Here is a 25,718-nt window from a genome sequence, read left to right as displayed (position 1 = left end):
CGAACGGCAAGGATGGTCAGCCGATCGTCATCAAATTCGCATTGCCGCCCGCCGCGGCCGTATTCACGCTGACCGAGCGCTCGGTCAGCAGCCGCTCCAGCGCGTAGTCTTCCGCGTCGCCGTTCTCGAACGCGCCCACCGACACGCCCTGCACCGACACGATCGGGCCCGGCCGCTGCGCGACGTCCTTCACGAGCGTCTGCAGTTCGTCGCTGTCGCCTTCGAACAGCACCGCGTCGAACGCCGCATCGGCCTGCTTGCGCACGGCCGCGTGCGGCTTCAGCGACGCCGGCAGCGCAGCGACGAGCGCCTCGCCGGCCGCGCCGGCGAACAACGCGCGGTTGCCGGTGGCGAGCACCGCCGCGAACTGCGCGCGCGCGCCGCCCGGCGTCGCCGCGACACACAGCACCGTGCCGCGCGGGCCGAGTGTATACGTGTTTCGCTCGCCCGTCGGGCCGGTCAGCACCGCGGTCGCGCCGGCCGGCACCTGCGCGAGATAACCGTCGCAACGTGCGGCCAGCGCCGGTTCGCGCTGCTCGATCAGCCAGTCGCGCAGCGTCGTGAGCGCCGCCGCCGGGTTGCCGCGCGCATCGCCTTCGACCGCGCCGTCCGCCATCAGCGTTTGCGCGAGCGAGCGCGGCAGGCCCGACGGACGCGTCGCGAGCAGGCGCTGCAGGTACAGCGCGCCGCCGGCCTTCGGGCCCGTGCCCGACAGCCCTTCGCCGCCGAACGGCTGCACGCCGACCACCGCGCCGATCACGTTGCGGTTCACGTAGATGTTGCCGACGTGCGCGTTCGAGATCACGTGCGCGATCGTCTCGTCGATCCGCGTGTGGATGCCGAGCGTCAGGCCGTAACCCGTCGCACGGATCTGTTCGAGCAGCTTGTCGAGCTGGCTGCGGCGATAGCGCACGACGTGCAGCACGGGGCCGAATACTTCACGCTTCAGCTCGTCGATGCTGCCGATCTCGATCAGCGTCGGCGGCACGAACGTGCCGTGCGCGCATGCATCCGGCGCCGGCAGCTGCGTGACCGCATGGCCCTTGTCCTTCATCGCCGCGACGTGCGTGTCGATCGTCTGCTTCGCTTCGCCGTCGATCACCGGGCCGACGTCCGTCGACAGCCGGTCGGGGTTGCCGAGCGCGAGTTCGTGCATCGCGCCCTTGAGCATCGTCAGCGTGCGGTCCGCGACATCGTCCTGCAGACACAGAACGCGCAGCGCCGAACACCGTTGACCGGCCGAGTCGAACGACGACTGCATCACGTCCGCGACGACCTGCTCCGCGAGCGCCGACGAATCGACGATCATCGCGTTCTGGCCGCCCGTTTCCGCGATCAGCGGGATCGGCTTGCCGTCCGGGTCGAGGCGTGCGGCGAGCGTCTTGTTGATCAGGCGCGCGACTTCGGTCGAGCCCGTGAACATCACCGCGCGCGTGCGCGGATCGGCGACCAGCGCCGCGCCGACGGTCTCGCCGTCGCCCGGCAGCAGCTGCACCGCGCCGGCCGGCACGCCGGCCTCGCGCAGCAGGCGCACGGCTTGCGCGGCGATCAGCGGCGTCTGTTCCGCCGGCTTCGCGAGCACCGTGTTGCCGGCTGCGAGCGCCGCCGCCACCTGGCCCATGAAGATCGCGAGCGGGAAGTTCCACGGGCTGATGCAGACCACGGGGCCGAGCGGACGGTGCGTGTCGTTCGAGAATTCGTCGCGGATCTGCGCAGCGTAGTAGCGCAGGAAGTCGACCGCTTCGCGGATCTCGGCGATCGCGTTCGGCAGCGACTTGCCGGCTTCGCGCACGATCAGGCCCATCAGCGTGTGCATCTGCGCTTCGAGCAGGTCGGCGGCGCGCACCAGGCAATCGGCGCGCGCGTCGACCGGCGTTGCCTGCCAGATCGGCGCGGCGGCCACCGCGTGCGCGAGCGCCGCGCTCACGTGTTCGGCCGTCGCTTCGCTGACCGTGCCGACCGTGTCGCGCTGGTCGGCCGGGTTGCGCACGTCGCGGGCCGGTGCGTCGGCGAGCGCGTCGTCGGCGAGCATCGGCGCCGCGCGCCACGGGAAATGCGCGCTCGCGAGCAGCGCGGACGACAGCGACGCGAGACGGTGTTCGTTCGACAGGTCGAGGCCCATCGAGTTGGGACGCTCGTCGCCGTACAGGTTGCGCGGCAGCGGGATCTTCGCGTGCGGCGCGCCGAGCGGCACGACCTTCATCGCTTCGTCGACCGGATCGGCGACCAGCTCCTTCACCGACACGGTTTTATCAGCGATGCGGTTCACGAACGACGTGTTCGCGCCATTTTCCAGCAGGCGGCGCACCAGGTATGCGAGCAGCGTCTCGTGCGTGCCGACCGGTGCATACACGCGGCACGGGCGGTTCAGCTTGTCGCGGCCCGTGACTTCCTCGTACAGCGGCTCGCCCATCCCGTGCAGGCACTGGAATTCGTACTGGCCCGGGTAGTAGTTCTGGCCCGCGAGCTGGTAGATCGCGGCCAGCGTGTATGCGTTGTGCGTCGCGAACTGCGGGTAGACGGCGTCCGGTGCCGCGAGCAGCTTCTTCGCGCACGCGAGGTACGACACGTCGGTGTAGATCTTGCGCGTATAGACCGGATAGCCTTCGAGGCCGTCGACCTGCGCACGCTTGATCTCGCTATCCCAGTACGCGCCCTTCACGAGGCGGATCATCAGGCGGTGACGGCTGCGGCGCGCGAGATCGATCAGGTAGTCGATCACGAACGGGCAGCGCTTCTGGTAGCCCTGCACGACGAAACCGATGCCGTTCCAGCCCGCGAGATCCGGATCGAAGCACAGCGCCTCGAGCAGGTCGAGCGACAGTTCGAGGCGGTCGGCTTCTTCCGCGTCGATGTTCAGGCCGATGTCGTAGCGGCGCGCGAGCAGCGCGAGCGAGCGCACGCGCGGCAGCAGCTCGCTCATCGTGCGGTCCTGCTGCGAGCGCGAATAGCGCGCGTGCAGCGCCGACAGCTTGATCGAGATGCCCGGGCCTTCGTAGATGCCGCGGCCGCCGGCCGCCTTGCCGATCGCGTGGATCGCCTGTTCGTACGACGCGTAGTAGCGCTGCGCGTCCTCTTCGGTCGTCGCCGCTTCGCCGAGCATGTCGTACGAGTAGCGGAAACCGCGCGCTTCGTATTTGCGGCTGTTGGCCAGCGCTTCGGAGATCGTCTCGCCGGTGACGAACTGCTCGCCCATCAGGCGCATCGCCATGTCGACGCCCTTGCGGATCAGCGGCTCGCCGCCGCGGCCGATCAGGCGCGTGAGCGCCGACGACAGACCCGCTTCGCTGTTGGTCGTCACGAGCTTGCCGGTGATCATCAGCCCCCAGGTCGCCGCGTTCACGAACAGCGACGGCGCGTGGCCGACGTGCGAGCGCCAGTCGCCCTTGCTGATCTTGTCGCGGATCAGCGCATCGCGCGTCGCGCGATCGGGAATGCGCAGCAGCGCTTCGGCGAGGCACATCAGCGCGACGCCTTCCTGGCTCGACAGCGAGAACTCGTGGATCAGCCCTTCGACGCCGCCGCCCGAGCTCTTCTCGCGCAGCGCCTCGACGAGCTTCGTCGCGAGCGCCTGCGCGTCCGCCTGCAGGTTCGCGGGCAGGCGCGCCTGGCCGACCAGGAACGGCACGCATTCCGGCTCGGGGCGGCGGTACGCGGCCGTGATCGCCGCGCGCAGCACCGACTGCGGCTGCACGTTCTGCGCGAACTCGAGGAACGGATGCGGCGAGTTGTCGTCGTCGCCGTCCGCGGCCTGACCGTCGGCGAGCTCCGTGACACCGCTGTGGCCCGACAGCTCGGGCGGCAGCTGGCCGTGCTCGATCCGCTCGAGATACGCGAAGATCGCCTGCTTGATCAGCCAGTGAGGAGTGCGCTCGAGACGCGCGGCTGCGTCCTTGAGGCGCGAGCGGAGAAGGTCGTCGACTTTGACGCCGAGAGTCGTGCTTGCCATGGTGGGTTCGTGCGCCGGTGCGAGCCCGGCAATGTGGTGTGAGAGGATGCGCGAAATCCTACGGCACGCAATAAAAAGGTGCAACCAAATTGAGAGATGGGTTGCACCCTTTGGTTAGTCAATATAATCAGCCACTTAGAAGGTTGCAACCTAGGGGTTGCCCGTGGTCCGGGGATCGGTGTTTTCCCTGATCGTGCCGTTTCGACATGCGCGTGCAACCTCCGCCGCGCCCGGCAGCGGACGGAAACGGGTTGCACTGGGTGTGGCGGCGAGCGTGCCGCCGGGGTATGAGCGCGCGACGAGAGACAGTTCGGAGGTGCCCGGCGCCCCGGGCTTCAACGCAACAGCGCGCCGCGCGACGGTTGCGCGGGCGCCGCTCAGATATCCAGCGGATCGACCTCGACGCTCCACCGCAGCACGCCCTTCAGCGCGCGCAGCTCCGGCTGCCATGCGCGCAGCGCATGCTGCAGCGCCGCCCGCGACGCGCTTTCGAGCAGCAACTGCGCGCGGTGGACGTTCGCGACCTTGACGATCGTCATCGGCACCGCGTCGTACACGGTCACGCGATCGGCGCCCGGCAGCCCCGGCAACGCGGCCGCGGCCTGCAGCAGGAACGCGAGCGCCGCGTCGAGCGTGCGCCCTTCGGCGCGCAGCAGCGCCTGGTAGACGAACGGCGGCAGGTGCGCGTCGCGGCGCTCGCCGAGCGTCGAATTCGCGAACCCGACGTAATCCTGCCGCCCGAGCGCGTGGTAAAGCGCATGACGCGGGTAGCGCGTCTGCACCATCACCTCGCCCGGCAGCCCGGCGCGGCCTGCACGGCCGCTCACCTGCATCAGCTGCGCGAACAGCCGCTCGCTCGCGCGGAAGTCGTGCGAGAACAGCGCGGTGTCGGCATTGAGCACGCCGACGAGCGACACGCGCTGGAAGTCGTGCCCCTTCGCGATCATCTGCGTGCCGACGAGGATGTCGACCTCGCCCGCGTGCACGTCGGAAAAGAGCGCCTGCGCGCTGCCCTTGCGGCGCGTGCTGTCCGCGTCGATCCTCAGCACGCGCGCACCCGGCACGGCCTCGGCGAGCGCCTCCTCGATGCGCTGCGTGCCGCGCCCGAGCGGCGCGATGTCGACGTTCCCGCACTCGGGGCACGACCGCGGAATGCGCACTTCCCAGCCGCAGTGATGGCAGCGCAGCGCATGCTCGGGCTTGTGCAGCACGACATACGCGCTGCAGCGCGGGCAGCCCGCGACCCAGCCGCACGCGTCGCACGCAAGCTGCGGCGCGTAGCCGCGCCGGTTCAGGAACACGAGGCTTTGCTCGCTGCGTTCGAGCCGCGCCTTCAGCGCCGCGACGAGCGGCCCCGACAGCCCGCCCATCGACGCGCGCCCGCGCCGCCGCTCCTCCTCGAGATCGATCAGCCGCACGGTCGGCAGCGTCGCGTCGGCCACCGCACGGCGCGACAGCGTGAGCCGCGTGTAGCGGCCCTGCTCGGCCTGCCACCAGCTTTCGAGCGACGGCGTAGCCGAGCCGAGCACGACCGTGATGCCGAGCTGCTTCGCGCGCCACACGGCGAGATCGCGCGCCGAATAGCGCAGCCCTTCCTGCTGCTTGTACGCGGGCTCGTGCTCCTCGTCGACGACGACCAGCGCGAGCGTCGGCATCGATGCGAGCACCGCGAGGCGCGTACCGAGCACGATCCGCGCGCGGCCGGTGTGCGCGGCGAGCCAGTTGCGCGCGCGCTCGCCCTCGGCGAGCCCGCTGTGCAGCGTGACGATCGCGTCGTCGGCGAGCGCGCCCGCGAAGCGCGCGCGAAACGCGGCCTCGAACTGCGGCGTCAGGTTGATTTCGGGGACGAGCACGAGCGCCTGCGCGTCCGGCCGCACGTCGAGCAGCGACGCGAGCGCGTGCAGATAGACCTCGGTCTTGCCGCTGCCCGTCACGCCGTGCAGCAGGAACGGCGCGAAGCCCTGCGCGGCGCGGATCGCGTCGAGCGCCTCGGCCTGCTGGTCGGTCAGTGCCGGCGGCACAGCTCGTCCACCGGTTGTCGACAGGTTATCCACAGCTTTGGGCACAGGCGCGTCGGCCCAGCCGATCTCCTCGACGTCGACCCAGCCGCGCGCGGCCCAGTCGTCGAGCGTCGCGGCCGCCTTCGGATGCAGCGCGCGCGCGTCGGGCAGACCCAACGAGCCGGTGTCGACGAGCGCCTGCGCGAGCCGCCGCAGCGCGGCACCGCGTGCGGGCAACGCATCGGGCAGTGCCGCGCGGCCGGCTTCCGTCGGCCGGTAGCGCACCTCGGGCGCCAGCAGCCGCCCCCAGCGTCCGGCGTCGCGCAGTGCTTGCGGCAGCGCCGGCAGCGCGACCTCGCCGCGCCCGCGCTGATAGTAGTCGGCCGCGAACGACACGAGCGCGAGCCAGTCCGCCGACAGCGGCGGCAGGTCGGTACAGATCGCGTCGATCGCGCGCAGCCGGGACGGCGGCACGTCGGTGTGAGTCGTCACTTCGCAGACGAGCCCGACGGCCTGCCGCTTGCCGAACGGCACCTGCACGAGCGTGCCGGGCACCGGGGCCGGTTGCGCATCGCAGCGGTAGTCGAACAGGGTCGCGAGCGGATGGTCGAGCGCGACGCGCAGGTAGGTCCCGTCCATCACGGCGCTCCGGCCGCGGTACGCGCCGCATGGACGGCTTGCATCCGCGCCCGCATCGCGGCAGCGAACTTAAAGTAAAACTTCAGATTCGGCGCTAAGTTTTGGATTCGCATTAGGAATCGCCGTATACCCTGCCCAGCCTGTGGATAACTTTGTTGAGAACTCGCCGCTCAATGGCCGCAACGCGCGCGGGGCCGTGCTTTCCGCTGTTTTCCGCCGCTTGTATCGGTGCCCCGCGGAGCCTTATTCCATAAGGCTGCTATTCAAATTACGAAACCATAGCGAGACAATTTGACCGATACGGGGCTCTACCGCGCTGCAACGTGGAAAATGTGTATAAGTCAAGTCTTGACAAGCAACGAATCGGCAACCCGTGGGCGGTTGCGCCCTGTTTAGTGCCGGCAGCGAAACGCTGTCACCCCGCAGTGCAGCATGACAGCGCTTGCGTTCAGCCGGCGGCTCCGCTACGGATTGCGCGGCTGTGGTTATGCACCTCGTCGACGAGTTCGGCGACGTGATCGGGCGACGTGAATTGCGAGATGCCGTGCCCGAGGTTGAACACGTGGCCCGGGTGGTTGCCGTAGCTGTCGAGCACCGCGCGCGCCTGTTCGCGCACCGCGGCCGGCGGCGCAAACAGGATCGTCGGGTCGAGGTTGCCCTGCAGCGCGACGCGCCCCGCGACGCGCTCGCGCGCGGCGCCGAGGTTGACCGTCCAGTCGAGCCCGACCGCATCGACGCCGATCGATGCGATCTCCTCGAGCCACAGCCCGCCGCCCTTCGTGAACGTAATCACCGGCACGCGCTCGCCGTCGTGTTCTCGCTTGAGCTGCGCGACCACGCGACGGATGTAGTCGAGCGAAAAGCGCTGGTATGCGCCGTCCGCGAGCGCGCCGCCCCACGTATCGAAAATCATCACGGCCTGCGCGCCCGCTTCGATCTGCGCGTTCAGGTACGCGGCCACCGCCTGCGCGTTCACGTCGAGGATCCGGTGCATCAGGTCGGGGCGCGAATACGCCATCGACTTCACCGTGCGGAAATCGTCCGATCCGCCGCCTTCGACCATGTAGCACGCGAGCGTCCACGGGCTGCCCGAGAAGCCGATCAGCGGCACGCGCTGGCGGCCCTGGCCATCGGTGAGCGCGCGGCGGATCTCGCGCACGGCGCCGGTCACGTAGCCGAGCGTGGCGTCGATGTCCGGCACCGCGAGCTTCGCAACGTCGGCCTCGGTGCGCACCGGATGCGCGAACTTCGGGCCTTCGCCGACCTGGAAGTCGAGGCCGAGCCCCATCGCGTCCGGAATCGTCAGGATGTCCGAGAACAGGATCGCGGCGTCGAGCGGGAAGCGCTCGAGCGGCTGCAGCGTCACTTCGGTCGCGTAGTCGGGATTCTTCGCGAGACCGAGGAAGCTGCCGGCGCGCGCGCGCGTCGCGTTGTATTCGGGCAGGTAGCGGCCGGCCTGGCGCATCAGCCAGATCGGCGTGTAGTCGGTCGGCTCGCGCAGAAGCGCACGCAGGAAGGTGTCGTTGAGCAGGTTATGGGCCACGGTAGGAGCGACGATGCGAGGGCAAAGCGGCATTTTACCGGACAGCCGGCGCCACGCCGCGCATGCCGACGCGATGGCGGCCATATGACGCGCGCGATGGCTCCGTTATGATCGGACGCTCATATCGAACCAAACGAAGGAGGAGACCGATGAAGACATTCGCCACGCTCGCCGCGGCCGCATTGCTCTGCTGCGCCGCCGCGCACGCGCAGACCGCCGTAGGCACCGCCGCAAGCGCCCCGGGCGCCGGCTCGCGACTCGACGACGTGCTCGCGCGCGGCGCGCTGCGCGTGTGCACGACGGGCGACTACAAGCCGTATTCGTACTACCGCGCGGACGGCCGCTTCGAAGGCATCGACATCGACATGGCCGAATCGCTCGCGAAGTCGCTTGGCGTGAAGACCGACTACGTGAAGACGAGCTGGTCGAACCTGACCGGCGATTTCGTCGCGAAATGCGACATCGCGGTGGGCGGCGTATCGACGACGCTCGAGCGCCAGAAGCGCGTGTTCTTCACGCAGCCGTACGTCGTCGACGGCAAGGCGCCGATCGTGCGCTGCGCGGACGCCGACAAATACCAGACCGTCGCGCAGATCGACCGCCCCGAAACCCGCGTGATCGTGAACCCGGGCGGCACCAACGAACGTTTCGCGAAGCAGTACTTCACGCACGCGAACCTGAGCGTCTATCCGGACAACGTGACGATCTTCAAGCAGATCCTCGCGGGCAAGGCGGACGTGATGGTGACGGATGCGTCCGAGACGCTGCTGCAGCAAAAGCTGAATCCGGGGCTGTGCTCGGTGCATCCGGACAAGCCGTTCCAGTTCGGCGAGAAGGCGTACATGGTGCCGCGCGGCGATGTCGCGTTCCAGCAGTACGTCGACCAGTGGCTGCATCTCGCGCTGTCGACCGGCGAATACCAGGCGATTTCGGACAAGTGGCTGAAGTAAGCGGGTCCGTTTGCGGCGGCCGATAACGGGCATCGACCCCGTGTCCGCTGCCCGCCGACATCGCCGCGCGACGGCGGCCGACCTGCCGCCGTTACATATCGGCGCCGCACGCTGGCACCCGCTGCCGGCGCGAAATCCCCCGAATCGGCCGAACGGCCGACTTCCGCACATTCCGATCACGTTTCAAAATCTTTCCGACGAATGAATCGTCATGCGCGGTATCTGCCGCGCGGCGCACTTTCTCGCGTGTAATTCGGCAATTCATCGCGCCCGATACGCATGAAAAACGCGTCGTGCGCATGCGATGAAAACGCTGCGGAAAATATGGGTAAAAATGACCTTTTTCAGGACCCCGAAAACAGCAAAAAATCCCGGAAAGCCTTATCCGGCGGGCGTTACAACCTGAAACACTTTGTTACCGCGACGGGTCATTAATTCGCCCACAATGGCCTCAACGGTTTCAACACGGATGCGGTCTCGTGTGCCAAGTGTGAGCGGACGCGAAGCTCTGCGAGCCAGTCGGTCACGTACCGAAGCCCTTCCCAGGGGCATCCCTGTTGGAGTCGTTTCCGGCCCCCCGCCGGATCCGGTTTCATCTTTGGTCTCCTCGCGCTAACCCCGTAGCGTGTGGTTTTTAGCGGGCTAATAAGCCCGCTTTTTTTCGTCCATCGAAAGCGCAACGGCCCGCAGGCCGCCGCGTTTTTCCCGCCGCCGCGTCATGCGGTCTTCTGCACGTCGAGCTTCAGTTCCTCGATCATCCGGTCGCGCATCACGAACTTCTGCACCTTGCCCGTCACCGTCATCGGCAGCTCGTCGACGAAGCGGATATAGCGCGGAATCTTGTAGTGCGCGATCTGCCCGTTGCAGAACGCGCGCACGTCATCCTCGGTCATCTGCTCGTCCGCGCGCAGCACGATCCACGCGCACAGCTCCTCGCCGTATTTCGCATCGGGCACGCCGAACACCTGCGCGCTCTGGATCTTCGGATGCCGGAACAGGAATTCCTCGATCTCGCGCGGATAGACGTTCTCGCCGCCGCGAATCACCATGTCCTTCAGGCGCCCGACGATGTTGCAGTAGCCGTCCGCATCGAGCGTCGCGAGGTCGCCCGTATGCATCCAGCCGTCGACCAGCACCTCGCGCGTCTTCGTGTCGTCGTCCCAGTAGCCGAGCATCACCGAATAGCCCTTCGTGCACAGCTCGCCCGTCGCGCCGACCGGCACGATGGCGCCGTCCGGGTCGACGATCTTCACTTCGAGATGCGGCTGGATGCGCCCGACCGTCGTCGTGCGCTTCTCGAGCGGATCGTCGGTCGAGCTCTGGAACGACACCGGGCTCGTCTCCGTCATCCCGTATGCGATCGTGATCTCCGACAGGTGCATCTGCGACACGACGCGCTTCATCGTCTCGATCGGGCATGGCGAACCGGCCATGATCCCCGTGCGCAGCGTCGACAGGTCGAATGTCGGGAACTCCGGATGATCGAGCTCCGCGATGAACATCGTCGGCACGCCGTGCAGCGCGGTGCAGCGTTCGTCGGCGACGGCCGCGAGCGTCGCGACCGGGTCGAATGCTTCACCCGGAAACACCATCGCCGCGCCCTTCGATACGCACGCGAGTACCGCGAGCACCATCCCGAAGCAGTGATACAGCGGCACCGGGATGCAAAGCGAATCCTGCTCGGTGAAGCGCATCGCCATCGCGATCGAGCGCGCGTTGTTGACGACGTTGCGGTGCGTGAGCGTCGCGCCCTTCGGGCTGCCCGTCGTGCCGCTCGTGAACTGGATGTTGATCGCGTCGGTGGCGTTGAGCGTCGCGCCGATCGCATCGAGCAGCGCGGGGTCGACGGCCTGGCGGCCGCGCGTCATCACGTCCGCGAAGCGGAACATGCCGGCCGGCGCAACGTCGCCCATCGACACGACCGTGCGCAGGCTCGGCACACGGGCCGCATGCAGGTCGCCCGGCGTCGCGGTCGCGAGCTCCGGCGCGATGGTCTGCAGCATCTCGACATAGGCCGACGACTTGAAGCGCTCGGCCGCGATCACGGCCTTGCAGCCGACCTTGTTCAGCGCGTATTCGAGTTCCGACAGCCGGTAGGCCGGATTGATGTTGACGAGCACCGCGCCGATCCGCGCGGTCGCGAACTGCGTGAGCAGCCATTCGCTGCGGTTCGGCGACCAGATGCCGACGCAGTCGCCCTTCACGATCCCGAGTGCGGCGAGGCCGGCCGCGAGCACGTCGACCTCGTTCGCGAATTCGCGCCAGGTCCAGCGCACCTGCTGCTCGCGGAACACGACCGCCGGACGGTCGGGAAAACGGCCGGCGGTATCGCGCAGGAACCGGCCGATCGTCGCTTCGGATAGCGGCACGTCGGTCGCGCCGCGCACGTACGACAGTCCGTTTTCGGGCGCGATCAGCGCCCCCACGCCAAGGTCTGCTGCCATGAATGTCTCCGTCTTTTTGTCTGATCGGCCCGCGCGCGCTTGCCGCGCCCGCCTCCGTCGCCGCACTCGCGACGGGCGGCCTCACTGCGGATGATGACGCGCTCCGCTGACGACACTCTGACATCAATTCACGGCGGACGGATGAAATAGCACGACCGGACGAAACACTGCGGCACGCAAAGTACAGACGAAAAAAAGCAGCCCGAAGGCTGCTTTCTTTCGCGGGATACGCGGTGCGGCTCAGTGCCGGCTGCGGATCTTCGCCAGACGCTGGATCGCCTCGAGCTGCGCCATCGCGGTCGCGAGCTCGGACTGCGCCTTCGCGAGGTCGAGGTCCGACTTCGCGTTCTGCAGCGTTTCCTCGGCGCGCTTGCGCGCTTCCTCGGCTTTCGCCGCGTCGAGGTCCTTGCCGCGGATCGCGGTATCGGCGAGCACCGTCACGGCGCCCGGCTGCACTTCGAGAATGCCGCCTGCGACGAACACGAATTCGTCGTTGCCGCCCTCGACTTCGATGCGCACCGCACCCGGACGAATCCGCGTGATCAGCGGCGTGTGGCCCGGCAGAATACCCAGTTCACCCGTTTCGCCCGGCAGCGCGACGAATTTCGCCTCGCCCGAGAAGATCTGCTCTTCCGCGCTGACGACGTCTACTTTGATGGTTGCCATATCGACTCCTGTCGATCGGAATTGGCGCTTTGGCGCTGACTCCGATCCATGCACGGCGGGTTGAGCGTGTTGCTACGGCGCGGCCGGCCGGACCACAAGTCACGACTGACTTACGGTCCGGCCGGCACGCGCCGGCATGCTACTCACTCAAGCCCTTACTGGATCTTCTTGGCCTTTTCGAAGGCTTCGTCGATCGTGCCGACCATGTAGAACGCCTGTTCCGGCAGGTGGTCGCACTCGCCGTCGACGATCATCTTGAAGCCGCGGATCGTTTCCTTCAGCGGCACGTACTTGCCCGGCGAGCCCGTGAACACTTCAGCAACGTGGAACGGCTGCGACAGGAAACGCTGGATCTTACGTGCGCGCGCGACCGACAGCTTGTCTTCCGGCGACAGTTCGTCCATGCCCAGAATCGCGATGATGTCGCGCAGTTCCTTATAGCGCTGCAGCGTCTGCTGAACGCGACGGGTGATCGAGTAGTGCTCTTCACCGATCACGTTCGGGTCGATCTGGCGCGACGTCGAGTCGAGCGGGTCGACCGCCGGGTAGATACCCAGCGAAGCGATGTCACGCGACAGAACGACGGTTGCGTCCAAGTGGCCGAAGGTCGTAGCCGGCGACGGGTCGGTCAAGTCGTCCGCAGGGACGTACACGGCCTGGACCGACGTAATCGAACCCTTCTTGGTCGACGTGATGCGCTCTTGCAGCTTGCCCATTTCTTCAGCCAGCGTCGGCTGATAGCCCACTGCCGACGGCATACGGCCGAGCAGTGCCGACACTTCGGTACCGGCCAGCGTGAAACGGTAGATGTTGTCGACGAAGAACAGCACGTCGAGGCCTTCGTCACGGAAGTGCTCGGCCATCGTCAGGCCGGTCAGCGCGACGCGCAGACGGTTGCCCGGCGGCTCGTTCATCTGGCCGTACACCAGCGCGACCTTGTCGAGAACGTTCGAGTCCTTCATTTCGTGGTAGAAGTCGTTCCCTTCACGGGTACGCTCGCCCACGCCCGCGAACACGGAGTAACCGCCGTGTTCCTTCGCGATGTTGTTGATGAGCTCCATCATGTTGACGGTCTTGCCCACGCCAGCACCGCCGAACAGGCCAACCTTGCCGCCCTTTGCGAACGGGCAGATCAGGTCGATGACCTTGATACCCGTTTCGAGCAGTTCGGTCGACGGCGACAGTTCGTCGAACGCCGGGGCCTTCTGGTGGATCGAACGCGTCGTTTCGCTCACGATCGGGCCAGCCTCGTCGATCGGACGGCCGAGCACGTCCATGATCCGGCCGAGGGTCGGCTTGCCGACCGGCACCGAGATCGGATTTGCCGTGTTCTTCACGGTCAGACCGCGGCGCAGGCCGTCGGATGCACCCAGACAAATGGTACGGACCACGCCGTCGCCCAGCTGCTGCTGGACTTCGAGCGTCAGTTCCGAGCCATCGAGAATGAGCGCGTCGTAGATCTTCGGCATGCTGTCGCGCGGGAATTCCACGTCGATAACGGCGCCGATGCACTGTACGATCTTGCCTTCTACCAAAGCAGCAGTACTCATCGCTTTTCCTTTAAATACCTGATTCTTTACTCGCGCAAAGGCGCAGTTGTCGTCCGGGCGCGCGCTTAAACAGCGGCTGCGCCGCCGACGATCTCCGACAGTTCTTTCGTAATCGCGGCCTGACGGCTCTTGTTGTACACGAGCTGCAGTTCGCTGATCACCGTCTTCGCGTTGTCGGACGCGGCCTTCATCGCGACCATCCGCGCCGATTGCTCGGACGCCATGTTCTCGGCGACGGCCTGGTACACCAGCGCCTCGACGTAACGCACGAGCAGTTCGTCGACGACTGCCTGCGCGTCCGGCTCGTAGATGTAGTCCCACGACGTGGCCGGCGTACCGTCATCGGCTTCGAAGTGTTCCGACGACAGCGGCAGCAGTTGCTCGATCACGGCTTCCTGCTTCATCGTGTTGACGAAGCGCGTGTAAGCGATATAAACCGCCGACAGCTTGCCTTCCGAGTACAGGTCGAGCTGCGTCTTCACCGCGCCGATCAGCTTGTCCAGATGCGGGGTGTCGCCGAGGTGCACGACCTGCGACAGCACCTTCGCGCCGAAGCGGTTCAGGAAACCGAGGCCCTTGCTGCCGATCGCCGTGGCTTCGACCTTCTGGCCCTTCTCTTCCAGCTCCTTGAACTTCTGCACCGTCGCACGCAGCACGTTGGTGTTCAGCCCGCCGCACAGACCCTTGTCCGTCGTGACGAGGATGATGCCGGCCGTGTTCGCGCCGTCGTTCGCCACCATGAACGGGTGGCGGTACTCCGGGTTCGCGCGGCTCATGTGCGCGGCGATGGCACGGACCTTGTCCGCATACGGACGAGCGGCGCGCATGCGTTCCTGCGCGCGGCGCATCTTCGATGCGGCCACCATCTCCATCGCCTTCGTGATCTTGCGCGTGTTCTGCACGCTCTTGATCTTGCCGCGAATTTCCTTCATTCCAGCCATAGCTTGCTCCTTGACCGAAGCGGCGCGGGCGCATCAGCACCCGCGCGGCCTCAGTGTGTCACTCGCGGATCAATAGGCACCGGACTTCTTGAAGGATTCGATCGCCGAGCGCAGTGCGCCTTCGTCGTCCTTCGAGAGATCCTTGGTGTCTTCGATGCGCTTGATGAGGTCAGCGTTGCTGGTCTTCAGGCTTTCGCGCAGGCCCTTCTCGAACGGCAGCACTTGCTTCACGTCGAGGTCGTCGAGGTAGCCGTTGTTCGCGGCGTACAGCGACACGGCCAGTTCCCACACCTGCAGCGGCTGGTACTGCGGCTGCTTCAGCAGTTCCGTCACGCGGCGGCCGCGCTCGAGCTGCTTGCGGGTCGCTTCGTCGAGGTCCGATGCGAACTGCGCGAATGCGGCCAGTTCACGGTACTGCGCGAGGTCGGTACGGATACCGCCCGACAGCTTCTTCACGACCTTCGTCTGAGCGGCGCCACCGACTCGCGACACCGACACGCCGGCGTTGATTGCCGGGCGGATGCCTGCGTTGAACAGGTCGGTTTCCAGGAAGATCTGGCCGTCGGTAATCGAGATCACGTTCGTCGGAACGAATGCCGTCACGTCGCCAGCCTGCGTTTCGATGACCGGCAGTGCCGTCAGCGAACCGCTCTTGCCCTTCACTTCGCCGTTCGTGAACTTCTCGACGTACTCTTCCGACACGCGAGCCGCACGCTCCAGCAGACGCGAGTGCAGATAGAACACGTCGCCCGGGTACGCTTCACGGCCCGGCGGGCGGCGCAGCAGCAGCGAGATCTGACGGTATGCCCAAGCCTGCTTGGTCAAGTCGTCATAAATGATCAGCGCGTCCTGGCCGCGGTCGCGGAAGTATTCGCCCATCGTGCAGCCGGCGTACGGTGCCAGGTACTGCATCGCGGCGGAATCCGATGCCGTCGCGGCGACGACGATCGTGTATTCCATCGCGCCCGTTTCTTCGAGCTTGCGAACCACGTTCATGATCGACGAAGCCTTCTGGCCGATCGCGACGTAGATACAGATCAGGTCCTTGCCCTTCTGGTTGATGATCGCGTCGAGCGCCACCGCGGTCTTGCCGCACTGACGGTCGCCGATGATCAGCTCACGCTGGCCACGGCCGATCGGCACCATCGCGTCGATCGACTTGATGCCCGTCTGCACCGGCTGCGACACCGACTTACGCCAGATCACGCCCGGGGCGATCTTTTCGATCGCGTCGGTCAGCTTCGCGTTGACCGGGCCCTTGCCGTCGATCGGGTTGCCGAGCGCATCGACCACGCGGCCGACGAGTTCCGGGCCAACCGGGACTTCGAGAATGCGGCCCGTCGTCTTGACGACGTCGCCTTCCGAGATGTGTTCGTATTCGCCGAGAATCACCGCGCCGACCGAGTCGCGCTCGAGGTTCAGCGCGAGACCGAACGTGTTGCCCGGAAACTCGAGCATTTCGCCCTGCATCACGTCCGACAGGCCGTGGATACGCACGATACCGTCGGTCACGGAGATCACGGTGCCCTGGTTGCGAACGTCTGCGCTCGCTTCAAGGCCCTGGATCCGGCTCTTGATCAGCTCGCTGATCTCAGAGGGATTGAGTTGCATTATTCGCTCCTGATAGTCAATTCTGTTGCGTGCCGGCGTGGCGCTCAGGCGGTCAAGGCAGCCTGCATCGATGCGAGGCGCGCGCGAACCGAGGTGTCGAGCACTTCGTCGCCGACCGTCACGCGCACGCCGCCGATCAGCGACGAATCGACTTCGACCGTCGGTTTCAGCTTGCGCTTGAACTTGCGCTCGAGGCCCGAGACGAGACTCTCGAGATCCGCGCCGTTCAGCGGGAACGCGCTCACGATCTCGGCGTCGGCTGCACCTTCACGTTCGTTCTTGAGCGCCTCGAACTGCTCGGCAATTTCCGGCAGCAGCGCGATGCGGTGATTGTCGACCAGCATCTGCACGAAGTTCTTCGCTTCGGCGCCGGCCGCGACGGGCGACTTCACCGCAGCAAGCAGCAACTCGGCTACTTGCGTGCGCGTCACCTTCGGGCTCGACGCGACCGACAGCACTTCCGGCAGACGCGCAACCTGGGCCAGCTCTTGCACGAGCGTGGACCAGGCGGCGATGTCACCGCCCTCGGCCACGCGGAACAGCGCTTCTGCGTAAGGGCGGGCGATGGTTGCAAGTTCGGCCATGATCAGAGCTCGGCTTTCAGTTGATTCAGCAGTTGGGCGTGGGCCGTTTGATCGACTTCGCGCTTCAGGATCTGCTCGGCGCCCTTCACGGCCAGCGTAGCGACTTCGCCACGCAGCGCTTCGCGCGCCTTCACGATTTGCTGTTCTGCTTCCGCCTTCGCCTGGGCGACGATGCGGGCGGCTTCAGCCTGGGCGTTGGCCTTGATTTCCTCGGCGACCGCCTGTGCACGCTTTTCAGCGTCGGCGATGCGCTGCTGGCCGTCGTTGCGGGCCTGCGCGAGTTCCTGGTCCACGCGCTTGTGCGCTGCGTCGAGTTCCGCCTTGCCCTTTTCCGCGGCGGCGAGGCCGTCGGCGATCTTCTTCGAACGTTCGTCGAGGGCGTTGATCAACGGCGGCCACACGAACTTCATCGTGAACCACGCGAGGACCAGGAACACGACCATTTGCGCAAACAGAGTTGCGTTGAGATTCACGGTGTTTCCTTATCTGCTATTCCGGAAAAATGAAACGGTAAGGCGCTCATCGAGTTGCATTCGATCAGCGCCCCAAGTCTCCGTTCCGCCCTGCGCCGGCTTGCGCCGGACGCAAATTTCCGAGGAACCTTAGCCTGCGAGCTTCGACAGGAGCGGGTTCGCGAACGCGAACAGCATTGCGACACCAACGCCGATCAGGAATGCAGCGTCGATCAGACCAGCCAGCAGGAACATCTTCGTTTGCAGCGGGTTGATGAGTTCCGGCTGACGTGCGCAGGCTTCGATGTACTTGCCACCCATCAGCGCGATACCGATACAGGCGCCGATTGCACCCAGGCCGATGATGATGCCGATACCGATGGCGGTCAGACCCTGGATGTTGGCGATGTAAGCTTGCATGATCACTCCTTTGTGAAAAGACTTGGAACTGAGATTTAAAAAACTAAAACGAAGACTCTTTCTTGCACGCCGCGCTTAGTGCGTGTCGTGCGCCTGGCCGAGATACACCAGCGTCAGCATCATGAAAATGAATGCCTGCAACAGAACAATCAGGATGTGGAAGATTGCCCAGACGCTACCCGCGATCACGTGACCAACGAAGCCGAGGAACGTTGCATCGCCACCGAAGCTCCACATGCTGCCGAGCAGGGCGATCAACAGGAACAACAGCTCACCCGCGTACATGTTGCCGAACAGCCGCATACCGAGGGAGACGGTTTTCGCGAGATATTCGACGATGTTGAGCGCGAGGTTCGGGATCCACAGCAGCGGGTGGGCGCCAAACGGGGCCGACAGCAGCTCATGCACAAAGCCGCCCGCGCCCTTGATCTTGATGCTGTAGTAGATCATCAGGACGAACACGCCGAGCGCGATGCCGAGCGTGCCGTTCAGGTCGGCCGTCGGGACGATGCGATGGTGGGAAATCACGTCCGACAGACCGAGCAGGCCGATCACGCGGCCCGGCAGGTCGACCGGGAGGAAGTCGAGGGAGTTCATCAGCGCGACCCACACGAACACCGTGAGGGCGAGCGGAGCGATGAAGGTGCGATTGCCGTGGACGATGGCCTTCGACTGGTCTTCGACCATTTCGACGAGCATCTCGATTGCGCACTGGAAACGGCCCGGCACGCCCGACGTCGCCTTGCGGGCGGCCAGACGCAGCAGGAGGACCGTGACGACGCCGCATACGATCGACCAGAACAGCGTGTCGAGATTCCAGACGTGGATGTCGAAAATCGACGTCTGATGCGAGGTGGAGAAATTCTGCAAGTGGTGCGCAATGTACTCGGACGGATCCGGACCGCGCGTGCCTTCGCTAGCTGCCATATCGTTAATGCCACCCAAATTGTCGAAAATCGTTTTGCCTGTTCCGCAACACGCTATTGCGGGAACGGGCCGGTGCGGTTCGTTGTCGAAACCGCACGCTGCTTGTTGCTTACCGCCAGGCCAGCGCGATCCAGTACGTCTTCAGCACGACGAGGTACGTGACCAGGAACGGCACCCAGTGCACGCCGGACCAGCCGAACGCCACTGCTGCGAACATCCCGACCGTCAGGCCGAGCTTCAGGGCTTCGCCCATCACCCAGCTCATCACGGTGGCCGAACCACCTGCCTTCAGTCGTGCCACGAACAACGCACTTGGCACCCAGCCGATCGCTCCGCCCAGAAACGCGGATTGCGCAGCGGCGCCCGGCGACTTCGAAAACAGCCACCACGCCAGCGTTGCAACCAGGGACAAGACCACTTGCGCGATCACCACCTTGGAAGGGGTCACGCGCGAGGGCTTGCTCACGTCCGGACCGAACAGCCTCTCGGCGTCTGCCCGTGTGAGCGGAACGATGTTGTTATCTTGCTGCTCGGCATCCCAGTCATCGTCGGATTCGCGCCGCTCGCCGGCCGCCGAAGCGGTGCGTTGCGTGCGCTGATCGTCGTGCCTGTCGTCCGGCGCCTGACCCGCCATCGCAATCTTCCGCAAAATCCTTGAACCGGCCCCAAGCTTTCTGAAAGCTTTCAGGGGTGCCTAGCTAACAAATCCGGGCGATTGTAAGCGATAGTTGCAAGTGATTCAAGGCTTTAGACGCGACAAAAACCTGCGCAAAACGACGCCTCATCATGTGAAAAACACGCGATTCGACGACGTACGATGACAGTTGTAAGGTCGAATTTTTGCACCGGTATTTCTTGCTCGAAAAATGTCCGGCGACGGTGGATGTCATGGAAGCGATGCCCGACGCGGGCTCGAACGAAGCAGCACGATTGCCGCCGAAAATTCGCTGTGATGCAGGCGCCCGGAACGACTCGGCGCGACACCCCGGGACAAGCAAAATACTGCGACCGGTCAGCCGCACCCGATGCACGAAATTCGATCGGATGCTGGCGCGTCGAATCATCCAATCAGTTGTCGCGCCACCACAGGCGATCGATTGTGAATCGCCGCACTTATCAACAGCCTCGCAACCATCGCGAACGCTGTGCACCCTCCCCGCCGCTCGAGCCGCACACCTGTGCCGCATGCACCCGTATCGCTCAACCGTGCACGAGCAGCCATGCGCCGAATACCGCGCTCAGGAGCGCAAACGGAATCGAGACCAGGTGGAACGGCAGCCACATGCGCGGCTCCTTCGCGAGACGCACCGCGATCAGGTTCGCGAGCGAACCGATCGCGAAACCGAAGCCGCCGACCGATACGCCGAACGCGAGCGCGCGCCAGTCGTGCGTGAATTCCGACAGCAGGATCGCGGCCGGCACGTTGCTGATCCCCTGCGACAGTACGGCGCCGGCCGCAAATACGCGCAGCGGCGAATCGAGATGCGCACGCGCGATCGCGTCGTGCACGATGGGCAGCGCAGCCGCGCTGCGCAATACGACGAACATCAGCACGAAGATCAGCAGCAGCAGCCAATCAATCTTCAGGACTGCATCACGTTTTACGACGAACAGCACGATCGCGACAGCAACCAGACCCGGCAGCGGATGGTGCGCATCGGCGAGCAGCACGAATGCCGCGAACAGCACCGCTGCAATCAGCGCGTGCATGCGCTGCACCGGAAGTGCGACGACGTCGCCGGACAGGTCCAGCGGTTTCGCGCGAAACGCGCACGCGGTCAGCGCGAGCAGCAGCACCATCAGCGCGATCGCGAGCGGCCCGAGCGTGACCACGAAGCGGCCGAACGACACGCCGCTCAATTGCCACAGGAAAAGATTCTGGGGATTGCCGAGCGGTGTTGCGACAGACCCCGCGTTGACGGCCAGCGCGACGACGATCACGAGCCGCCGGAACGGCAGCGGCGTCAGCGCGCGCAGCGACACCATCAACGGCACGACGACGAACAGCGCGACGTCGTTGGTCAGCCACATCGACAGCACCGCCGCGAACACGACGAGCAGCATCGCGAGCCCGCGTTCGGAATGCACGTGATGCACGATGCGGTGCGCGAGCCACATCAGGCAGCCGGACAACTCGAGCGCCTTGGTCAGCATCAGCAGGCCCGCGAGCGTCGCGACCGTCTGCCAGTCGACGCGACCGGCCAGTACGGAAAATGGTTGCGGACGCACCCATTCCAGCACGATCAGGCCAAGCGCAAGCACCGACAGTACGGGTTCCTGCGCAAGCCATCCGAGCCACCGGCGCGGCGCCGGTGCGCCCGTCTTCTCCATCGTCAGCCCGTTACTCTTCAGTCGCTACGTTGCCGCGCAGCCGCACGAGAATGCCCTCGAGTGCATCGAGGTTGCCGAAGTCGATCATCACCTGCCCTCGCCCGCGGCGGCCGAGCTTGATCTTCACCGTCGACGCGAGCAGGTCAGACAACTCCTCCTCGAGACGGCGCGTGTCGCGCCCGCCGTCGTCCTTCGCGCGCGCCTTCACCGCCGGCGCTTCCTTCGTCGTGTGCGCGACGAGCTTCTCGGTCTCGCGCACCGACATGCGCTTGTTGACGACCTGATGGGCGAGCGTGATCTGCGTTGCCGCGTCGACGGCGAGCAGCGCGCGCGCGTGCCCCATGTCGAGATCGCCGGCCAGCAGCATCGTCTGCACCGGCGATGCCAGGTTCAGCAGCCGCAGCAGGTTCGACACCGCGCTGCGCGAACGGCCGACCGATTCGGCCGCCTGTTCGTGTGTGAAACCGAACTCGTCGAGCAGGCGCTGGATGCCGTGCGCCTCTTCAAGCGGGTTCAGATCCTCGCGCTGGATGTTCTCGATCAGCGCCATCGCGGCGGCAGCCTGATCGGACACGTCCTTCACGAGCACCGGCACTTCGTCGAGACCGGCCAGGCGCGCCGCGCGGAAACGCCGCTCGCCCGCGATGATCTCGTATTTGTCTGATGAAATGGGCCGTACCAGGATCGGCTGCATCACGCCCTGCGCGCGGATGCTTGCCGCGAGCTCCTGCAGGCTGCCTTCGTCCATCCGCGTCCGCGGCTGGTACTTGCCGGCTTGCAGCTTGCCGAGCGCGAGCGTGTTCGGTGCGCCTTCGATCTTCACCGCTTCGGTGATATCGGCGCTGCCGCCGAGCAGCGCTTCGAGGCCACGTCCCAAGCCCTTCTTCTTTGGTACCGCGTTCATGTCTTTCTTCCTCGCTTCGCTCATGTCCGGATCACGACACCTCGAACGCGCGGACGCGTTCGATCATCTCGGCACCGAACTGGAGATACGCCTGCGCACCGCGCGAGCTGCGGTCGAACACGACGCCCGGCAGCCCGTAACTCGGCGCTTCCGCCAGGCGCACGTTACGCGGAATCACCACGTCGAACACCTTGTCGCCGAAGTGCGCTTTCAGTTGATCGGAAACCTGCTGCTGCAGCGTGATGCGCGGATCGAACATCACGCGCAGCAAGCCGATGATCTTCAGGTCGCGGTTCATGTTCGCGTGAACCTGCTTGATCGTGTTGACGAGGTCCGACAACCCCTCCAGCGCGAAGTACTCGCACTGCATCGGGATCACGACGCCGTGCGCCGCGCACAGCCCGTTCAGCGTCAGCAGCGACAGCGTCGGCGGGCAATCGATCAGCACGAAGTCGTAATCGTCGGCCACGTGCTCGAGCGCGGCCTTCAGCCGGCGCTCGCGGTTGTCGATGCTGATCAGCTCGATCTCGGCACCAGACAGCTCGCGGTTCGCGGGCAGCACGTCGTAGGTGACGCCTTCCGGACGCACGCGCGCATCGGTCACCGACACGCCGTCGACCAGTACCTCGTACACGGTCGATTCGCACGCGGCCTTGTCGATCCCGCTGCCCATCGTCGCGTTGCCCTGCGGGTCGAGATCGATCAACAGGACTCGTTGCTCCTGCACTGCAAGGCTTGCGGCGAGATTGACCGATGTCGTCGTCTTGCCGACGCCCCCCTTCTGGTTCGCAACGCAGAAGATCTTTGCCATCGTTGGTGTGTTCCCTTTACCTTCAAACAAACGGCGCGCTACTGCGCGCCTTCAATTCGCCGCGTCGACGACCACTTCGATCAGATGCCGTTCGGCATCGAGCATCGGCACCGTCAGCCGCATCGTCTGCTTCACGCGACTGCCTTCCGGCAATCGCGCAATCTCGTCGTCCGGATGTACACCCTTCATTGCCCAGATCGATCCGCCCGGTGCGACCAGATGTCGAGCAAGTTTAACGAAGTCGGACAGATCAGCGAAGGCGCGGGATACGATCATGTCGAATTTTTCCGGCACTTCGACACCCGGCTGCAGCGATTCGACCCGCCCGGTGACCACCGACAGGTTCGCGAGCTTCAGCTCCGCGCGCATCTGCGTCTGGAATGCAGACTTCTTCTGCACGATATCGTTCAGCGTGACCTGCCAGGCCGGCTCGACGATCGCCAGCACGATACCGGGCAAACCGCCGCCCGAGCCGACGTCGAGCACGCGGGCCGACGCACGGCCGCGCAGATGCGGAACGATGGAAAGCGAATCGAGGATGTGCTGAATCAGCATCTGCTTCGGGTCACGGATCGCGGTCAGGTTGTAGACCGCGTTCCACTTGCCGAGCAGCGCGACATAGTCGAGCAACTGGTTGCGTTGTGCATCCGTCAGCGTGAGGTCGAGCGCCGTCGTGCCGTCGACGAGCATCTCTTCCAGTACGTCCCGATTAACCGCCGGCGCGCGACGCGCCGTCATTGTTGCGTCGGGACGGCGCCGTCCCCCTGCTCCGTTGCCTCTGCGGCAGTGCCATTACGACGGCCCAGGCCGCGGCGCTTCAGGTGCACCATCAGCAGCGAGATCGCCGCCGGCGTGACGCCCGAAATGCGCGACGCCTGCCCGATCGTTTCCGGCCGGAACTCGTTGAGCTTCTGGCTCACCTCGAACGACAGGCCGCGAACTTCGCGGTAATCGATACCGTCCGGCAGACGCGTGTTCTCGTTCGCGTCGTTGCGCTCGATCTCGGATGCCTGGCGCTCGATATAACCCTGATACTTGATGCCGATCTCGACCTGCTCCTTGATCTGCTCGAGCAGCACCGGATCGTCCGCCAGCGGCTCGGCCGGGCCGCATTCGCCGCCCTTCAGGCCGCACACGCCGTCATAGCCGATGCCCGGACGGCGCAGCAGATCGGCGAGGCTGTATTCGTGATCGATCGCCTTGCCGAGCAGCGCGGTCGCCTCTTCCGGCGGCAGCGTCTTCGGCGTGACCCACGTCGACTTCAGGCGTTCGGTTTCACGTGAAACAGCGTCGCGCTTCCGGCTGAATGCGTCCCAGCGCACGTCGTCGACGAGGCCCAGTTCGCGGCCGATCTCGGTCAGGCGCATGTCGGCGTTGTCTTCACGCAGGCTCAGCCGATATTCGGCGCGGCTCGTGAACATCCGGTACGGCTCGGCCACACCGCGCGTCACGAGATCGTCGACCAGCACGCCAAGGTATGCCTGGTCGCGGCGCGGGCACCATGCGTCTTTCTCCTGCACGTAGCGGCCAGCATTGAGGCCGGCCAGCAGGCCTTGCGCGGCCGCTTCTTCATAGCCGGTCGTGCCGTTGATCTGGCCCGCAAAGAACAGCCCGTTGATTGCCTTCGTCTCGAGCGACGCCTTCAGCGCGCGCGGGTCGAAGTAGTCGTACTCGATCGCGTAGCCGGGGCGCAGGATATGCGCGTTCTCGAGGCCGCGCATCGAATGCACGAGCTCGAGCTGGACGTCGAACGGCAGGCTCGTCGAGATTCCGTTCGGGTAGAACTCGTTGGTCGTCAGCCCTTCCGGCTCGAGGAAGATCTGGTGCGATTCCTTCGATGCGAACCGGTGGATCTTGTCCTCGATCGACGGGCAATAACGCGGCCCGACGCCTTCGATCACGCCTGTATACATAGGCGAACGGTCGAGGCCGCCGCGAATGATGTCGTGCGTGCGCTCGTTCGTATGCGTGACCCAGCACGGCAACTGCTGCGGATGCTGCTCCGCACGGCCCAGGAACGAGAACACGGGGATCGGATCGAGGTCGCCCGGCTGCTCGTCCAGCTTCGAGAAGTCGATCGTACGGCCGTCGATACGCGGCGGCGTACCGGTCTTCAGGCGGCCCTGCGGCAGCTTCAGCTCCTTCAGGCGCGACGACAGCGACACGGCCGCCGGATCGCCCGCGCGACCGCCCGTGTAGTTGTTCAGGCCGACGTGGATCTTGCCGTCGAGGAACGTACCCGCGGTCAGCACGACTGCGCGGGCGCGGAAGCGGATGCCGATCTGCGTGACGGCGCCCACCACGCGATCGCCTTCGACCATCAGGTCGTCGACGGCCTGCTGGAACAGCCACAGGTTCGGCTGGTTCTCGAGCCGGTGGCGGATCGCGGCCTTGTACAGGATGCGATCGGCCTGCGCACGCGTCGCACGCACGGCCGGCCCCTTCGACGAATTGAGGATCCGGAACTGAATACCGCTCTCGTCCGTCGCGGCGGCCATTGCGCCGCCCAGCGCGTCGACTTCCTTGACCAGATGGCCCTTGCCAATGCCGCCGATCGACGGATTGCAGCTCATCTGCCCGAGCGTTTCGATGTTGTGGGTCAGCAGCAGCGTCTTCGCGCCCATTCGGGCGGACGCCAGCGCGGCTTCCGTGCCGGCGTGGCCGCCACCGACGACGATGACGTCAAATTCTGTGGGAAAAAGCATGGTGGATTCCGTACGCAGGGCTGCGCACGAACCTATCAGAGAAATGTATGGGCCGAATTATAGCGGGTTCGCTTTTCACCCGAAGGCCGTCCGAATGGTAGGGTCCGTTCATTTCGTCGTTTTTTCGGCTGCGGATGGATGAATCCGTGGCGTCGAGCCTGCTCCAGCAATGCTCTCGGCCGGATCGCCGCACATCGTTGTGTCTGTGCAAAAAATCGATCGCCAGGAAAGTGGCCTGCTGGGGTCAGACCGGCATCGATTCCTGTGGCCGGCACGACAACCCGGGCGCCA

19 protein-coding genes are annotated in these 25,718 nt (G+C 65.5%); 1 reads left to right on the top strand and 18 read right to left on the bottom strand.

What is annotated here, in order from left to right:
* Window positions 1-16: 16 nt before the first annotated feature.
* From putA to hemE, 3 genes are all read right to left on the bottom strand, one after another.
* Window positions 17-3,949: a trifunctional transcriptional regulator/proline dehydrogenase/L-glutamate gamma-semialdehyde dehydrogenase gene (gene putA / locus ABD05_RS06585; protein ID WP_047899462.1), complete on the bottom strand. Its 3,933-nt coding sequence runs from the start codon at window positions 3,947-3,949 to the stop codon at window positions 17-19.
* 377 nt (window positions 3,950-4,326) lie between these two features.
* Window positions 4,327-6,588: a primosomal protein N' gene (locus ABD05_RS06580; protein WP_047899461.1), complete on the bottom strand. Its 2,262-nt coding sequence runs from the start codon at window positions 6,586-6,588 to the stop codon at window positions 4,327-4,329.
* A gap of 448 nt (window positions 6,589-7,036) precedes the next feature.
* Window positions 7,037-8,131, bottom strand: coding sequence for a uroporphyrinogen decarboxylase (gene hemE, locus ABD05_RS06575; protein WP_279613297.1), 1,095 nt, complete (start codon window positions 8,129-8,131; stop codon window positions 7,037-7,039).
* 149 nt (window positions 8,132-8,280) lie between these two features.
* Here hemE and ABD05_RS06570 point away from each other — a divergent pair, with 149 nt between their 5' ends.
* Window positions 8,281-9,081 (top strand): transporter substrate-binding domain-containing protein, encoded by an 801-nt coding sequence (locus tag ABD05_RS06570; protein WP_047899460.1) that lies wholly within the window; start codon window positions 8,281-8,283, stop codon window positions 9,079-9,081.
* A gap of 716 nt (window positions 9,082-9,797) precedes the next feature.
* On the opposite strand, the gene ABD05_RS06565 is transcribed toward ABD05_RS06570, so the two are convergent.
* The 15 genes from ABD05_RS06565 to mnmG form a co-directional block, all read right to left on the bottom strand.
* Complete coding sequence (locus ABD05_RS06565) at window positions 9,798-11,525, bottom strand: AMP-binding protein (RefSeq protein ID WP_047899459.1); 1,728 nt, start codon at window positions 11,523-11,525, stop codon at window positions 9,798-9,800.
* A 240-nt stretch (window positions 11,526-11,765) separates the two neighbouring features.
* Window positions 11,766-12,191 (bottom strand): F0F1 ATP synthase subunit epsilon, encoded by a 426-nt coding sequence (locus tag ABD05_RS06560; protein ID WP_006477288.1) that lies wholly within the window; start codon window positions 12,189-12,191, stop codon window positions 11,766-11,768.
* A gap of 155 nt (window positions 12,192-12,346) precedes the next feature.
* Window positions 12,347-13,741 (bottom strand): F0F1 ATP synthase subunit beta, encoded by a 1,395-nt coding sequence (atpD, locus tag ABD05_RS06555; RefSeq protein WP_047899458.1) that lies wholly within the window; start codon window positions 13,739-13,741, stop codon window positions 12,347-12,349.
* Between the two features lie 65 nt (window positions 13,742-13,806).
* The gene (gene atpG / locus ABD05_RS06550; RefSeq protein ID WP_047899457.1) at window positions 13,807-14,682 is read right to left on the bottom strand and encodes a F0F1 ATP synthase subunit gamma; all 876 of its coding nucleotides are present in this window, start codon (window positions 14,680-14,682) and stop codon (window positions 13,807-13,809) included.
* 69 nt (window positions 14,683-14,751) lie between these two features.
* A complete protein-coding gene (gene atpA / locus ABD05_RS06545; RefSeq protein WP_034183836.1) occupies window positions 14,752-16,293 on the bottom strand; it encodes a F0F1 ATP synthase subunit alpha in 1,542 nt (513 codons plus the stop codon).
* Window positions 16,294-16,337: 44 nt separating this feature from the next.
* Entirely contained in the window at window positions 16,338-16,877 is a 540-nt protein-coding gene (locus ABD05_RS06540; RefSeq protein WP_014895498.1) for a F0F1 ATP synthase subunit delta, read from the bottom strand.
* 2 nt (window positions 16,878-16,879) lie between these two features.
* Window positions 16,880-17,350, bottom strand: a complete 471-nt coding sequence (locus tag ABD05_RS06535) for a F0F1 ATP synthase subunit B (protein WP_021160443.1) — start codon at window positions 17,348-17,350, stop codon at window positions 16,880-16,882.
* A 129-nt stretch (window positions 17,351-17,479) separates the two neighbouring features.
* A complete protein-coding gene (atpE, locus tag ABD05_RS06530) occupies window positions 17,480-17,749 on the bottom strand; it encodes a F0F1 ATP synthase subunit C (protein ID WP_006482730.1) in 270 nt (89 codons plus the stop codon).
* A 75-nt stretch (window positions 17,750-17,824) separates the two neighbouring features.
* Window positions 17,825-18,676 (bottom strand): F0F1 ATP synthase subunit A, encoded by an 852-nt coding sequence (atpB, locus tag ABD05_RS06525; protein WP_047899456.1) that lies wholly within the window; start codon window positions 18,674-18,676, stop codon window positions 17,825-17,827.
* Window positions 18,677-18,785: 109 nt separating this feature from the next.
* Complete coding sequence (locus ABD05_RS06520) at window positions 18,786-19,310, bottom strand: ATP synthase subunit I (protein ID WP_047899455.1); 525 nt, start codon at window positions 19,308-19,310, stop codon at window positions 18,786-18,788.
* Between the two features lie 566 nt (window positions 19,311-19,876).
* Window positions 19,877-21,007 carry an SLC13 family permease gene (locus tag ABD05_RS06515; protein WP_047899454.1) on the bottom strand — a complete coding sequence of 377 codons (1,131 nt, stop codon included), beginning with the start codon at window positions 21,005-21,007 and terminating at the stop codon, window positions 19,877-19,879.
* A 10-nt stretch (window positions 21,008-21,017) separates the two neighbouring features.
* Window positions 21,018-21,911: a ParB/RepB/Spo0J family partition protein gene (locus ABD05_RS06510; RefSeq protein WP_047901106.1), complete on the bottom strand. Its 894-nt coding sequence runs from the start codon at window positions 21,909-21,911 to the stop codon at window positions 21,018-21,020.
* A 31-nt stretch (window positions 21,912-21,942) separates the two neighbouring features.
* A complete protein-coding gene (locus tag ABD05_RS06505; RefSeq protein ID WP_047899453.1) occupies window positions 21,943-22,722 on the bottom strand; it encodes a ParA family protein in 780 nt (259 codons plus the stop codon).
* A 51-nt stretch (window positions 22,723-22,773) separates the two neighbouring features.
* A complete protein-coding gene (gene rsmG, locus ABD05_RS06500) occupies window positions 22,774-23,460 on the bottom strand; it encodes a 16S rRNA (guanine(527)-N(7))-methyltransferase RsmG (protein ID WP_047899452.1) in 687 nt (228 codons plus the stop codon).
* Window positions 23,457-25,427, bottom strand: a complete 1,971-nt coding sequence (gene mnmG, locus ABD05_RS06495) for a tRNA uridine-5-carboxymethylaminomethyl(34) synthesis enzyme MnmG (RefSeq protein WP_047899451.1) — start codon at window positions 25,425-25,427, stop codon at window positions 23,457-23,459. The genes rsmG and mnmG overlap by 4 nt, the downstream gene beginning before the upstream one ends.
* Window positions 25,428-25,718: the final 291 nt, after the last annotated feature.

Source organism: Burkholderia pyrrocinia (assembly GCF_001028665.1).
GTDB lineage: Bacteria > Pseudomonadota > Gammaproteobacteria > Burkholderiales > Burkholderiaceae > Burkholderia > Burkholderia pyrrocinia.
Note: the sequence above shows the minus strand (reverse complement) of the source record. Positions and strands in the feature narration are given on the sequence as shown.